This window comes from Humidesulfovibrio sp. (genome assembly GCF_030689645.1).
Classification (GTDB): Bacteria; Desulfobacterota; Desulfovibrionia; order Desulfovibrionales; family Desulfovibrionaceae; genus Humidesulfovibrio.
Window position 1 is genome coordinate 73,365 of sequence record NZ_JAUYFU010000024.1, and the last position, 13,034, is coordinate 86,398.

Sequence of the window (13,034 nt, forward strand, 5' to 3'; positions counted from 1 at the left end):
ATTTTATTCCAGTGATAGGAAGCATAGCTCTGGCGGGGCGGGAATCACTCCCGCCTTCGCCAGACGCTCATAGAACAGCCGCAGGCCTGCAAGCTCCTTCTCCCCAAGATCATACACCAACCCAGCGAAATACGAGCGCATCTCCGCTTCGGTAAGAATGCTGCCCTTGGCCGCCACGGCAGAAATCCTGCCCAGATGTCCCTGCCCCCATTTCTTGGCCTCGATGAGAAGCTTGGCTCCGGCCACCACCTCGGACCGGCGCGTTCGCACGGCCTCGCGGTTGGCTATCCATAGCCCGAAGATGAAGGGCATGCCTGTCCATTCCCGCCACGACTCACCCAGATCCATGCGGTGCGGGTAGTCTGGGTGCCTACGCAGGTTGAGCGCCTCGTCCCCGATGCAGAGGATGGCCTCGGGGCGATCGCCATTTTCCAGTATGGCCGTGGCGTCTCCCGTGCGGTAGCTTGGTTTGACGCCGATGTGCTGGCGCAAAAGCAGATCCACCAGGGCGGCGGAGGTATGGGTCTGTGCGCTCACCAGAATGGTCTTGCCGTCCAGGTCTTCTGGTCTTGTGCGGCAGAGCAGCAGCACGCTCTGAACCGGGCCCCGGCTCCCGATGGCCAGGTCCGGCACCACAAAGTACTTATCCGGGTGGCGCGCATACTCTATGCATGAGCAGCCTGAGAGGTCCAGGCGGCCACGGTCCATGAGAATGTTCAGCTCTGCAGGCGGGCCGGAAACGAGTTCGAAGTCGCCCTTAAGGATGCCCTGCTCAAGCGGATAGTGCAGGGGCAGCACGTTCAGGTAGCCGATGCGGCCCAGGCGGATGGGGGAAGGCGTGCCGTGCATCAGGCAAGGCCCTCAGCTGCATCAGTCTCGCCATCCTGGGTCACAAGAGCGTAGTTCATACGCCGCTGTTTGGGCTCAAAGCCTGCCGCGTGCACAAGGGTGTCAATCTCCTGCCGCGAGAGCCGGAAGCTGACTCCTGCCGCGCGCACCACGTTCTCCTCAATCATGGTTGAGCCGAAGTCGTTGCCACCAAAATACAACGCCAACTGTGCGATTTTTGGTCCCATGGTGACCCAGGAGACTTGCACATTCTCCACGTTGTCCAGCACCAGCCGCGCGAGAGCCAGCATGCGTAGGTATTCCGCGCTGGTCAGAGGCCGGGCGCTGATGTTCGTGTTCTCCGGCTGGAAGGTCCAGGGGATGAAGGCAGTGAAACCATGGGTGCGGTCCTGGCTTTCGCGCACGCTGAACAGATGCCGCAAGCGGTCATCCTCGGACTCCTCGTGGCCGAACATCATGGTGGCCGTGGTGCGCAAGCCCAGCGCGTGGGCCTCCTCCATGATGCCGAGCCACTGCCCGGCCTGGCATTTGTTGGGCGAAACCTTGGCGCGCACGCTGTCCACCAGGATCTCCGCGCCGCCGCCGGGTATGGAGTCCAGGCCCGCAGCCTTCAGCCTGGTGATGACCTGGACGGTGCTCAAACCGCTCAGTTGGGCGAAATGGGCTATCTCCGGCGGTGAGAACGCGTGTACGTGGATGGGGTAGTTGTCCTTGATGAAGGTCAGCATGTCCTCATACCATGAAAGCGGCAGGTCCGGGTGGTGTCCGCCCTGCATGAGGATTTGGGTGCCCCCCAGGGCCAGGGTCTCCTCGATTTTTTTACCGATCTCTTCAAAGGAAAGCACGAAGCAGTCCTTGTCTCCCGGAGCGCGATAATAGGCGCAGAAGCGGCAGGCGCACACGCAGACATTGCTGTAGTTGATGTTCCGGTCAACCACGTACGTCACCATTGGCTTGGGGTGTTTGCGCAGGCGAACCTTGTGCGCGGCGTGCCCCAGCGCGTGCAGTTCGGCATGCCGGTACAGGACGCGGGCGGTGTCGAAGTCCAGCCTCGCCCCGGCGGCGGCGGCGTCCAGCAGCCCCTGCAAGGTGGCGGAGGAGGGCGCGTCGGTCCAGGCTTTGGGCGCTGGCTTCGCCACATTTATGGGGTTGAAGCGTGCGTCGCGCTCCACAGGCGTCAGGCCCAGGCCGCGTATCATGGCCTCCAACTGGCTTTTGGTGAGCCCTTGCTCGCTGGTGGCCCCGGCCATGTGCCCGATCTTCTCCTCCACCACCGTGCCGTCCAGGTCGTCGGCCCCGAAGAACAGGGCGGCCTGGGCCTGCTTCACGGTGAGCATTACCCAGTAGGCCTTGATGTGCGGGATGTTGTCCAACATCAGGCGGCTGATGGCGATGGTCTTGAGTTCGTCCACGCCGGTGAGGGGCTGCTCCACCTTGATGGCGTTGTTCTCCGTCTGGAAGGGCAGGGGGATGAAGCAGGTGAACCCGTCGCTCCCATGCTGTCGGGACAGGTCTTGCTGTCGGCGCAGGGCGTCCAGATGGTTCAGCCGGTCGTCGATGTTCTCAAGATGGCCGAAGAGCATGGTGCAATTGGTGGCGAGCCCCAGTTGGTGGGCTTCCCCGTGGATGCGTAGCCATTCCTCTGCCGTGGATTTTTTTGGGCAGATGCGGCGGCGCACGCTGGGCTCGAAGATTTCCGCCCCGCCGCCTGGCAGCATGGCCAGTCCGGCGTCCTTGAGACTTTGCAGCACCTCGCGGGTGCTGATGCCTTCCAGGCTGGCGAAGTGGGCGATCTCAACAGCGGTGAAGCATTTGAGCGTCGCGTCGGGAAGGGACTTTTGCACGGCGCGCAGCAGATCCACGAAGAATGATAGCCGCAGGTCCGGATGGCAGCCGCCCACGATGTGCACCTCGCGCGGGGGCAGGGGGGCGTTTTGTAAACGCTCCACCGCATCGGCGATGGACAGCTCGAAGCCGCCTTCCTCGCCCTTGGTGCGCTGGTAGGCGCAGAAGGCGCAGCCGTTGACGCAGACGTTGGTGTAGTTGATGTGCCGATTCACCACGAAAAAGGCGCGGTCGCCGTGCAGCTGGGTGCGCCGAAAGTGCGCCAGAGCCCCCACGGCGGTGACGTCCGGGCATTGGTAGAGCCTTCGGCCATCCTCGATGCTCAGGCGTTGTCCCGACGCGACCTTCCGGGCTATGTCGGTCAGCCCTAAGGCGGCGAAGCGTTTCTCGTCAATTATTAATGTTTCTGTTGTCATCGGAGTATCCTCGGGGAGCCAGCAGCAAGCCCTGGCTCAAGATGTCCGCCAAGACCGAAAGGCGCGCTTGGCGGGTTGTTTCGTCGTCGTGGCTCAGACCGAAGCCTGCGTCCAAAAGGGGCGAATCCTGGGCGGTCAAGGCCCGGTCCAGGGCCGCCTCGATGAGAAAGCTGGCGGCCTGCGGGTCAACGTCGGGCCGCAGTTCGCCACGGGCCTGCCCGCCCTCCACCAGTTCGCGGAAATACGTCAGAGCTTCGTCGCGTACTTGCGAAAGCAACAGCGCCCGCAGGGGGAAGTCGTCCTGGGTGACCATGCGCCGGTACACCCGCCAGATGAGCGGATGCGAGCGGGCAAAGGCAGCGCCGGCCACGAACACGCGGCGCAGGCGCACCGGGAAGGGCTCTGCGCTGTCCGCGTCGCGGATGGCTTTCAATGGGGTCTTGATCTCGTCGAGCGCGCGGGCGAATAGGTGTCGGAATAGGCCTTCTTTGGTCCCGAAGTACTGGAAAAGCGACCCCTTGGCGATACCGAGCCGCCCCACGATGCGGTTCACGCTGGCTTGATGGTAGCCATGCTCCGCGAACTCATGCAAGGATTCCTCAAGCACTCGGCCACGCTTCTGCGGGTCCAGGTTGTCGAAGGTTGAGCGCGGGATATCCATTGCTTGGAGCTTGCCTCTCCGGCTTTGGCCGGGTACATTGCCCGGAGAAATGACCGGGTGGTCATTCGTATGCTTGCGGTCATTTCCTGTCAACCGCCCTCGTACGCCAATCGCATCCGTCTGTGCTGGAAGTTCAAGTGTCTCGGAGGTTTGCCATGCGTCTGTCCCTGAATTTTTCGCCTTGCCCCAATGACACCTTCATCTTTCACGCCCTGGCGAACGGATTGGTACGCGTGCCTGGGGTGGAGTTCGACATCACCCTGGCTGATGTGGAGCGCCTGAACGAATCCGCCGCCAAGCATGCGCCGGATGTCTGCAAGGTTTCTGTTGCCGCCGCTGCCGACGTGCTGGACGAGTACCGCATCTTGCGCTCGGGGGGAGCCCTTGGCCGTGGCGTTGGGCCGATCCTGGTGAGCAGGGGGGGCACTCGCCTTGAGGCTCTGGACGATCAGACCGTGGCCATACCAGGCAGCCGCACTACGGCCAATCTCATTTTCGGATTGCTCTGCCGGGAGCGCGGCATATCGCCGCAGGTTGCGGAAATGGTTTATGACGAGGTCATGCCCGCCGTTATTTCCGGTGCCTGCGCCGCGGGCGTGGTCATCCACGAGGGCCGCTTCACCTATGCGGAGCAGGGGCTTTCCCGTCTGCTGGATTTGGGCGCCTGGTGGGAGCAGGATCGCGGCCTGCCTATTCCGCTGGGCTGCATCGTCATGCGGCGCTCCCATGGTTTGGATCTGGCGCGAGCCGTCAACCAGGGCATCCGCGCCAGCCTGCTTTATGCGCGCCAGCACCCGGAGGCCAGCGCGGGCTACATCCGCGAACACGCGCAGGAGATGGATCCAGGCGTCATCGCTCGGCACATCGAAACCTTTGTCACTGATGCCAGTCTGGACATCGGGCCGGAAGGCGAGGCCGCCGGGCTGGCGCTCATGGCCGAGGCCAGAAGGGGCGCGGGCGGTTTGCCGCAAGACGTGTACCTGAAGGCGGATGCCGGGCTGTAGCGCCGGGCCGGAGCAGGGGGAAGCCCCACCAGCGCGTCCGGCTCCGTAGGCGCAAGCTTATTTCTTGGGCTGGTAGATCAGCTTTGCATCCAGGTCGTTGGTCCACGGCAGGTTGGAGTTGCGCCAGCCGTTCAGGCTGCGCTTGCCAAAGTCCTTGCTGGCCTTGTCCGCCACCGTGTCTCCCTCGAAACCATCCACCATGTTGTAGACGTTGGTGAAGCCGGCGGCGATGAGTTTGCGGGCGGCCAAGGCGCTGCGGTAACCGGAGCGGCACATGATCACAATGGCGTCGCCGGGCTTGAAACGCTGCTTCATGAGGTCCACGAAGGCCGGGTTGTCCGCCAGGGGCATGTCCTGCTTCCCGGCGCCTGGCCCGCCTAGCCGGAGCTGCGCAGGAATATTGGGCGACATGGGCGGGTGGCCGACGAATTCGTATTCCTCAGGTGTTCTCACATCCACGATGGCGACCTTGCCGCCGCCCTTTTGCCAAAGATCGTATGCTTCGGCTGCAGTGACGTATTTTCCGAGAGCCGTGTGCTTGCGCTGGTCCTGTGGAGGTTCCGCAGCCAGGGCGGCGGCAGCAAGGCCAAGGCACAAGACCAGGGCGCAGGCGAGCTGAAACACTATGCGCTGGAACATGGATATCCTCCTGAGTTTGGTGCGACGGTGGAGCATGCTGCCCTTTATATCCATAAAATACAGAGAGGCTCTGATGAAGGCAAGTTTAGCCGGAGGATGAGCGTAATTGATGCATCCCGCCAGCTGGCAGCAGATTCCTGCTCCAGGTGTGGATGTGGTTAGGAGACGGGCTGGTCGGCCAGGAGCTTCTTGCGCTCACGCCAGTCTGGCATCACTGCTGTGAGCAGGGCATAGAATTGCGCGTTATGACCATGGTGCCGCAGGTGACACAGCTCGTGGGCGGCCACGAATTCGATGCACGGAAGCGGAGCCTTGATGAGGTGCCGGTTCAGGTTGATGCAGCCCGCACGGGAGCAGCTGCCCCAGCGGCTGGTCATGGCCCGGATCTTGAGCCGTTGCGGCCTGGGTGCGCCGTGGGCGTCCATGCGCGGCAGAAGCTCGCGGATGACCTTGGTGAACACCTCACGGGCCTGATCAAGGTGCCAGGCGTCCAACAATTTGCGCACAGTCTCCGGCTTAGGCTCAGAGCGGGTGGTCACCAGCAGGCCATCCCCGGCCAGACGCACGGAGTTGCGCCCTTCCTGACGGACGAGAAGGGTGTAGCGTTGACCCAAGAACGGGTGGGCCTCGCCGTTGACGTAGTGCAGGGGGGGCGCTGCCTGTCTCCGGTCGCGGAAGCGCGCCAGGTGCAGCTCAATCCAAGGGGCTTTGGCCTGCAGATGCTCGTGGACGAAGGTGAGGCTAGCGCCTTTGGGGGCGCGCACGCGCACGGTCCCGTCGCGCCGGATGGAGATGCGCAGGGTGCGGAAGCGGTCGAACTCCACCGCAACAGCTATGCGCTCCTCACCAAGCACGAGGTTAACCTGTGTGGGCGCGGCTGGCTTGTGCTTCAGAAAACCGAGCATGTTCAGGCCTTGGCCGGGGCCTTCCTGGGCTTGCGGTCCTGGCTCAAGAGCACGCCGCCCAGCACCAGGGCCGATGCCAGATACTGACCCAGGCTGAACACTTCGTCCAGCACCAGGCGGGCCATGATCACGGTGACAACGGGAATGAGGTTCACGAAGGCCGAGGCCTGGCTGGCGGGGATCTTGCTCACGCCATAGCTGTACAGGCCATAGGCCCCAAAGGTGCTTGCCGCGCCCAGGTAGATGATGGACAGGGCCGGGATGAGCACAAACTCCGTGGGCAGGCTCTGGCCGGGCAGAAACATCAGCGGCAGGAAAAAGAAGCCGCCGAACACAGCCTGGGTAAAGGTCAGAAACATTGGCGAGTAGCGTGCGGAGAGCTGTTTGAGCAGGATGGTGTAACCCATGGCGCAGATCATGGCCAGGAACTCCAGGAAGTTGCCCAGGGTCGGGTTGGGCGCGTTCTCCGTTGCCGTGGACATGAGCGAAAGCATGGCCGCGCCGATGACGGCCACCACGAACCCGGCCCAGGTGCGCAGGCTGACGCGTTCCTTGAGGATGAAATGAGCGCCCACGGCCACCAGCAGGGGCAGCATGGCCACGATCATACCCGCTTGGGCCGCCTCTGTGTTCTTGATGGCTGCGGTCTCGAAGAGAAAATACAGGCCGGGTTCGCACAGGCCCATGAGCGCGATGGGTTTCCAGTCGCCCTTGCGGTAGGGCTGGGAGCGGAAGCGCGGGTACAGGGGGATGAAGCAGACGCAAGCCACCAGCATGCGCGCGAAGACCACGAACATGGTGTCGTAGGCCTGGAAGGCCAGCTTGAAGGCGATGAACGCGCTGGCCCAGAGGATGCTGGCCGCCGTGAGCGCCAGGATGGGCAAAAGCGCGGCGCGGCGTTCTTCGGTCATGTTTGAAACCCCTGGTTAGCCCGTCGAGTGGTGGCGGGAAGGCAGGGGTAGCACCAGCAGCAGCGGAAGTGAAGTCACAATAATTGATCAGCCCGCGTCGTTTTGTTGATCCAACCCCGCCACGCGGCGGAAATACTCATCCCGGCAAAAGCGCTCCACCTCCAGCAACGTGGCGAAGGCGTCGCGGAAGTCCACAGCTCCGGTGGTGAAGAGCCCGTGTCCGTAAACGATGACCCCGCGCTGGCCCCCTCCAGATGTCAGCGCCGGAGGCAGGGTGTTGCACAGGCCAAACGGGCCGGTGCCCACCTCGCCCGGCACAATGGGGATGTGCAGTCCGCCCGGATCGCCATTCACGGCGCGGGGCGTGGCGCAGGCCCGGTGGCAGTTGCCCAGGCCGGGGCAGTCGAGCTTTTCGCAGTCCATGGAGAGTATAACTGCGAAGCGTGGGTGCCCGTGCAGGATGGTTTTGGCCGGTCCGCCGTCGTAGATGGCCTTGTGCGCGGTGAGCTCGCTGGAGGCCGTGAGGCCCACGCAGGAGGTTCCATCCATGCGGCAGGGGTCGATGACGCCGCCCAGCTCGTCAAGGGCGCTGCCTGTCTGGCTGATGAGCAGAAGCTCGCCGCCAGTTGTTGATTGCCTGCACGACACGTTGCCAAAGGACGAGTCCACCAGCCCGTGCTCCACCACGGCGCGCCCGGCCTGGATCATGGCGGCCCGCGCCTGGTCGGCATTGGCGAAGGGACCGGACAGAAGCTCCGGCGCGGTTTGCGGCAAGCGGGCCATGTCCGCATCCAGCAGGGCGCGGATGGCTGCGAACTCCGCCCGGCGCGCGCTGGTTATCTGCCCGGCGCGCGCATCGCGCAGATGTTTGGCGAAGTAGGCCACGAAGCAGGCAAAGGCCATGGAACTGGCGGTGACGAAGGTCTGCTCCGGGCTCACGGACCCGGCTGCGGCCATGAGCGCCCGGCCCTGGTGCAAAATGATGCAGCCCTTGCGGCGGCGCAGGGCCTGAAGGATCAACGCGGTGTCGAGGCCGTTCACCACGGGCAGGTCGTGCAAAAAGGTGCGCGTCTCGCAGTCTCCGGGGATGACGGCGGCCTCGCCCTGTTCCAGCGCTTCTCGCGCCAGAGCGTACATCGTGGCCTGGCACGCCCCGATGGGCTCGGCCAGGAGCAGGGCGCTGGCCCCCAGGCCAAGGAGCACCTCCACGGCCAGAGACTGGCGCGGGTCGCCCGCGTGGTTGAAGGAAAGCTCGGCGTCCAGGGCTGCAAGCAGCGGCTCCCCTGGTGCGCACAACCCGGCGTCCGCCAGTTTCGCGGCGTATTTCGCAAGTTGGTCGTTCATGCCCGCTCCCATTGTTTTGGCCAGGGCAGGCCCAGGCGCTGGACCGTGTCCCGCGTGGGCAGGCCGTTTAGGTCCAATCCCCGGATGCGGTAGTAGGCCGCGCGCGCAGCGAGGAAGTCCTGGCGAGGAATGGGCGGCACCGGCAGGTCCGGCGCGCCGCTGCCGGATTCGGTGAAGAAGCGCTGCGGCAGGTCGTCGTCCTTGGCTGTGAAGCCGTTCTGCGCGTTCAACAAACGCTCTTGCATGCAGATGCGCTCTCCGGCCAGCAGCAGGTCGCCCGCAGTTGCAGGAAGACCCGTCACCGCGGCAAAGGCTTTGGCGTATTCCTCCAGGCTGGCGGCCAGCAGCAGGTGCCGGCAGATGGGCAGGGAGTCGGCTGCGGCCAGCATGTCCTCTGCGCTTTTGATGCTGCGCGCCTTGCCGGAAAAGCTGAAACGGTCCGTGGCCACGGGTTTGCGCAGCACCTCGTGGCTGAGGGGGTTGGCGCGTAGATGGCTGCCGCCCTGGGTGCTCACCGCGTAGGACAGGGCAAGGCCGTAGGCCCCGCGCGGGTCATAGGCGGGCAGGTCCAAACCCTTCACGCTCATGGCCAGGTCAGGGCGTCCGTGGCTGGCGGCGTAGCTCGCAGCGCCTTGACCAAGCTCCCGGCCAAGCTCGGCCTCTGGGCCTTGGCTTGTGGCCATGCCCAGCAGCAGTGCCAGCACCCGGTCCGGGCCGTAGTCTTCGCCGGTGCGCTCCCGGTGGCAGGCCAGGGTCGAGGCAGCGCTCACGGGATCCAGGCCCAGGCAGGCGCAAAAATCCGTGGCGCGCATGGCCAGCTCGATCATCTCATTGCCGATGAGCGCTGTGAAGTGGCTCATGGCCTCGTATTCCGGCAAGGGGCGGCCATCGCCAGAAAGGCCTTTGCACTGCACAAGGCAGCCTGGGCAGCCACGGCGCACCGGGTGGTACCGCTGGGCATAGGCGTAGGCGTTTATTCCCGGGGCAGGAGGAAAGTGCGTGCGCGCGAAATTGTCCGTGGGCATCATGCGCCGGGAGTCCATGAGGTCGTAAAGGCTGCCGGTGCCATAGCGCGCAAAGCCGTGTTGGCCCATGAGCGCCGGAGAGGCGTTGGCCAGGCGTTCAATATCCTCCACCGCAGCAGCCAGACCTGCCGGGTCGGCCACTTGGGTCGCCCCGGTTCCGCGCACGGCGATGTACTTGAGGTTCTTGAGGCCAGCCACCAGGCCCAGGCCGCAGCGCGCCGCGCTGTGGTAGGTGTCCACCATGATGCTGGCGAAGCGGCAGCCGTTTTCGGCCGCTGGCCCGGTGGTCGCGATGCAGCCCGTGGGCCGGTGCGCGCGCAGCTTGGCGAAGACATCGGGCGTGGGGAGGCCCGTGAGGTTGGTGGCGTCAGTGAAACGCACCTCGTGGTCGTCAATTTCGATGCCGCAGGGCGTATTCGCTTGCCCGGTGACGACCAGGGCGTCATAGCCTGCGTGTTTGAGTTCCAGGCCCAGGCGACCGCCGACGCTGGCATCGCCAATTGCTCCGGTGAGGGGCGAGCGGCTCATAATGTGGCAGCGGCTGCTTGCTGGCGAATTTGTCCCGGTTAGCGGGCCGGAGGCGATGATGAGCGGCATGTCCGGATGATCGCAGGGCAGGGTAGCGAAATCGCGCAGGAAAAAACCGCCCAGGCCCCGCCCGCCGAGAAATGTCTGGCGAATGTCCTCAGGCAGAGGCAGGTTTTCGCTCGCGCCGGTGGAGAGGTCGACGCGCAGGTACCTGCCTGTCCATCCAAAGAGTTGGCCTGTCATGCGTTTTTCCTGCCTCCGGGAGATGGCGCGGGGTTTTGGCGGCTTGACCCCGTGGCCGAAAGAAGTATGCTCTGCCGCCAGGAATCGCAAGGCCCGAACGCGCCTTGCACACGCAGGAGGACCACAGGTGGCCCAGGACAAAAAGGAAGAGATCGACGTTTCGCGGCGCAGGCTGCTGTTCGGTTTTTTGGATCGCGCCCGCGGTGCGGAGTCAGCGCCCATGGCAGCGGCCTCGCAGACCGCGCCGATGCTGGCCCAGGCCAACACGGCGTATGCGGCTGCGGACTTTCCCGCTGCGGCGGGGTTCTACAAGTCTTTTCTGCAGGCGGAGTCGGACAACGCCGAGGCCCGCCAGCGTTACGGGGAGTGCCTGTACCGGCAGGGGCAGTACATCCAGGCCAAGGTGGAGTTTGAGCGCCTGCTGCAAAAAGACCGCAAGAACAACCGGGCCATCCTGTTTTTAGGGCTGGTGCTGGCGCGTCTAGACCGCGTGCAGAAGGCTGCCGTGGTCTGGAAGCTCTTTTTCGATCCTCACAGCGTTGTGCTGCAGCGCGAATTGAATTTGCAGATAGCCCTTGTGGAGACTGCGGCAGAGGAACAGTTGCCTGCCGCCGCTTCCGTGGCCGATGCCGTGGAGCGCGTGCTGGCGCAGCCCAAGACCGCCTAGTTGTCTTTCTTGGCTTTTTCGTCGTCCTTCCCGGCAAGCACTGCCACGCGGGCGCGAATGTAGCTGGCCGCGATGTCGGCCATCTGCGCGTTTACGCCTTCCTCGCCCTGCGCGCTCTGGCCAAAGGCGCAGAGGTCCGCGCTCATCTGCTTTTCCATGCGCTCCGATTCCAGAAACATGACAAAAATCAGCGCCAGGGCTGCGCCGTTTTCTTCGCTGCCATCGCACAGCACGCGCAGCTGCTCTTCGGGCGCGGTGGCGAACAGCCGGTCGGCGAACATGCCGATCCAGCGGCGGTACAGCGAGGGCATGAGCGGCGGCACCATCAGGGCCAGGGTGTCTGCGGCGGCGAGGTCGGCCGCGGCCTGGGTCACCGCCAGATAATCGCGAAGGGCCTCGGCGCGGCGGGCCTCGTCCTGGGACACGCGGTCCATGATGACTGCGGTGATGTGCGCGCGCATGGCTATTTTGAGCTCGGCGTCCTGCACAAGGCTTTCGGCTGCGGCGGGAGTGGTGTCTTTCGCGGTGGACATGGGGGCTTCTCCTGTAGACGTGGTGGCTGAGCCTGGGCGGGAAGGGCCTCGTGCCAGGGCTTCCCGTCCGCGCGCAAAGGGAGTATCACCGCGTCTCAATCATGGCAATGCGTCGCTGCGCCCTGCCTGGGCGTACAGGAGACTCCCCGTGCCCGACTTCCAAATCACCGATACGTTCGTGCAGCTCATGCCCCTGGGCAAGGTGCTGCTGGCCTTCGGCGTCATGCTGCTCGGCCTGCGTCTGCGCCAGCCTTTGTGGCTCTCGGTGCTGGCAGGCGGACTGGTGCTTGCCCTTTCGTTTCACATGCCCATGGCGCAGTGGGCGCAGGTGGCTGCCCTGTCAATGTTCCAGCGTGAGACCATCTTCCTGGTGCTCATTCTTGCGCTCATTCTGTTTTTGTCCGAGGTGCTGGAGAAAAGCGGTCAGACCAGGCGGCTCATGCAGGCTGCCACAGGCTTTCTGGTTGACCCCAAGCTGCGCTTGGCCTTCTTTCCCGCCCTGGTGGGCTTTCTGCCCATGCCCGGCGGGGCGGTGTTCTCCGCGCCCCTTGTTCGCGATATGGCCGACGATCTGGGCCTGCACCGGCGCGACACGGCCCTGGTTAACTATTGGTTCCGGCATCTCTGGGAGCTCTGCTGGCCCCTGTATCCGGGCATCATCCTCACCTCCACCCTGGCCGGGGTGCCGCTGGCGCGGCTCATCGTCTACACCAGCCCGTGCATTTTTTTGTGCATGCTTATTGGCTGGCGGTTCATCATGCGCCCGGCCACAGCGCATCTTGCTGGGGCTGACCCGCAGGGCAGCGTCCCGCGCGACGTTCGTGCCGCCCTTACTGAAGGGCTGCCCATGCTCATCGCCATTTGCTGCGGCCTGGGCTTCGAGGTGGGCATGACCTTCCTTGCGCCGGGCCTGCCCTTCGAGCTGGGCATCATGGCCGCTCTTGTCCTGGCCATCGCCTGCGCGCTGATCCAGAACCGCGTGGGGCCGGGCTTTGTGGCCGGGGTGCTGACCGATCGCGAACTCTATCGGCTGGTGGCGCTGGTGGTGTCGGTGCTGGTGTTCAAAGACGTGTTGCAGGCTTCCGGCGCTGTGGAGCAGTTGGCCAAGGTGGCCTCAGGCCATGGGGCGCTTTTTGCGCTTACGCTGGGCCTGCCGTTTTTGGTGGGTCTCATCTCCGGCATCACCGTGGCCTTTGTGGGCGCAACCTTCCCCATCATCCTGGGCGTGCTGCACAACATAGGCGCAGGGGATCAGCTTTTGCCCTACCTGACCCTGGGGCTCTTTGCCGGTTTCACCGGGGTCATGGTTTCACCCCTGCACGTGTGCTTCATCCTGTCCTGCCAATTCTTCGGGGTAGACCTGGGCCCTGCCTGGCGGCGGCTGCTCGTTCCCTGCGGGATTTTGCTGGCCTGCGGCATCGCCTGGTTCTTGGCGCTTACGCGTCTGCTCTAACGTCGCTGTGC

12 protein-coding genes and 1 pseudogene are annotated in these 13,034 nt (G+C 64.4%); 3 read left to right on the forward strand and 10 right to left on the reverse strand.

The window, feature by feature from the left end; all coding sequences use genetic code 11:
- Positions 1 to 3 precede the first annotated feature (3 nt).
- From Q8O35_RS03720 to Q8O35_RS03735, 4 genes and pseudogenes are all read right to left on the reverse strand, one after another.
- Positions 4 to 849 (reverse strand): menaquinone biosynthetic enzyme MqnA/MqnD family protein, encoded by an 846-nt coding sequence (locus Q8O35_RS03720; protein WP_305570739.1) that lies wholly within the window; start codon positions 847 to 849, stop codon positions 4 to 6.
- A complete protein-coding gene (mqnC, locus tag Q8O35_RS03725) occupies positions 849 to 1,937 on the reverse strand; it encodes a cyclic dehypoxanthinyl futalosine synthase (protein WP_371133091.1) in 1,089 nt (362 codons plus the stop codon). The genes Q8O35_RS03720 and mqnC overlap by 1 nt, the downstream gene beginning before the upstream one ends.
- A 54-nt stretch (positions 1,938 to 1,991) precedes the next feature.
- Positions 1,992 to 3,038 (reverse strand): annotated as a pseudogene (gene mqnE, locus Q8O35_RS03730) (aminofutalosine synthase MqnE); the annotation flags it as partial.
- Between the two features lie 46 nt (positions 3,039 to 3,084).
- Positions 3,085 to 3,771: a TetR/AcrR family transcriptional regulator gene (locus tag Q8O35_RS03735; RefSeq protein ID WP_305570741.1), complete on the reverse strand. Its 687-nt coding sequence runs from the start codon at positions 3,769 to 3,771 to the stop codon at positions 3,085 to 3,087.
- A 155-nt stretch (positions 3,772 to 3,926) separates the two neighbouring features.
- Between Q8O35_RS03735 and Q8O35_RS03740 the strand changes: the two genes are divergently transcribed.
- Positions 3,927 to 4,775 (forward strand): 1,4-dihydroxy-6-naphthoate synthase, encoded by an 849-nt coding sequence (locus tag Q8O35_RS03740; RefSeq protein WP_305570743.1) that lies wholly within the window; start codon positions 3,927 to 3,929, stop codon positions 4,773 to 4,775.
- A gap of 57 nt (positions 4,776 to 4,832) precedes the next feature.
- On the opposite strand, the gene Q8O35_RS03745 is transcribed toward Q8O35_RS03740, so the two are convergent.
- The 5 genes from Q8O35_RS03745 to Q8O35_RS03765 all read right to left on the reverse strand — a co-directional run bounded on the left by Q8O35_RS03745 (position 4,833) and on the right by Q8O35_RS03765 (position 10,370).
- Positions 4,833 to 5,414: a rhodanese-like domain-containing protein gene (locus tag Q8O35_RS03745; RefSeq protein ID WP_305570745.1), complete on the reverse strand. Its 582-nt coding sequence runs from the start codon at positions 5,412 to 5,414 to the stop codon at positions 4,833 to 4,835.
- A gap of 158 nt (positions 5,415 to 5,572) precedes the next feature.
- The gene (locus tag Q8O35_RS03750; RefSeq protein WP_305570747.1) at positions 5,573 to 6,319 is read right to left on the reverse strand and encodes a M48 family metallopeptidase; all 747 of its coding nucleotides are present in this window, start codon (positions 6,317 to 6,319) and stop codon (positions 5,573 to 5,575) included.
- Positions 6,320 to 6,321: 2 nt separating this feature from the next.
- Complete coding sequence (locus Q8O35_RS03755; protein WP_305570749.1) at positions 6,322 to 7,230, reverse strand: DMT family transporter; 909 nt, start codon at positions 7,228 to 7,230, stop codon at positions 6,322 to 6,324.
- Positions 7,231 to 7,317: 87 nt separating this feature from the next.
- Positions 7,318 to 8,574: a class II aldolase/adducin family protein gene (locus Q8O35_RS03760; RefSeq protein WP_305570751.1), complete on the reverse strand. Its 1,257-nt coding sequence runs from the start codon at positions 8,572 to 8,574 to the stop codon at positions 7,318 to 7,320.
- Entirely contained in the window at positions 8,571 to 10,370 is a 1,800-nt protein-coding gene (locus Q8O35_RS03765) for an aldehyde ferredoxin oxidoreductase family protein (RefSeq protein ID WP_305570754.1), read from the reverse strand. Before Q8O35_RS03765 ends, Q8O35_RS03760 begins: the two co-directional genes overlap by 4 nt.
- 127 nt (positions 10,371 to 10,497) lie before the next feature.
- Here Q8O35_RS03765 and Q8O35_RS03770 point away from each other — a divergent pair, with 127 nt between their 5' ends.
- Positions 10,498 to 11,037, forward strand: a complete 540-nt coding sequence (locus tag Q8O35_RS03770; protein ID WP_305570756.1) for a tetratricopeptide repeat protein — start codon at positions 10,498 to 10,500, stop codon at positions 11,035 to 11,037.
- On the opposite strand, the gene Q8O35_RS03775 is transcribed toward Q8O35_RS03770, so the two are convergent.
- The gene (locus Q8O35_RS03775; protein WP_305570758.1) at positions 11,034 to 11,570 is read right to left on the reverse strand and encodes a hypothetical protein; all 537 of its coding nucleotides are present in this window, start codon (positions 11,568 to 11,570) and stop codon (positions 11,034 to 11,036) included. The genes Q8O35_RS03770 and Q8O35_RS03775 overlap by 4 nt on opposite strands.
- A gap of 148 nt (positions 11,571 to 11,718) precedes the next feature.
- Between Q8O35_RS03775 and Q8O35_RS03780 the strand changes: the two genes are divergently transcribed.
- Entirely contained in the window at positions 11,719 to 13,023 is a 1,305-nt protein-coding gene (locus Q8O35_RS03780; protein ID WP_305570760.1) for a DUF401 family protein, read from the forward strand.
- Positions 13,024 to 13,034 lie beyond the last annotated feature (11 nt).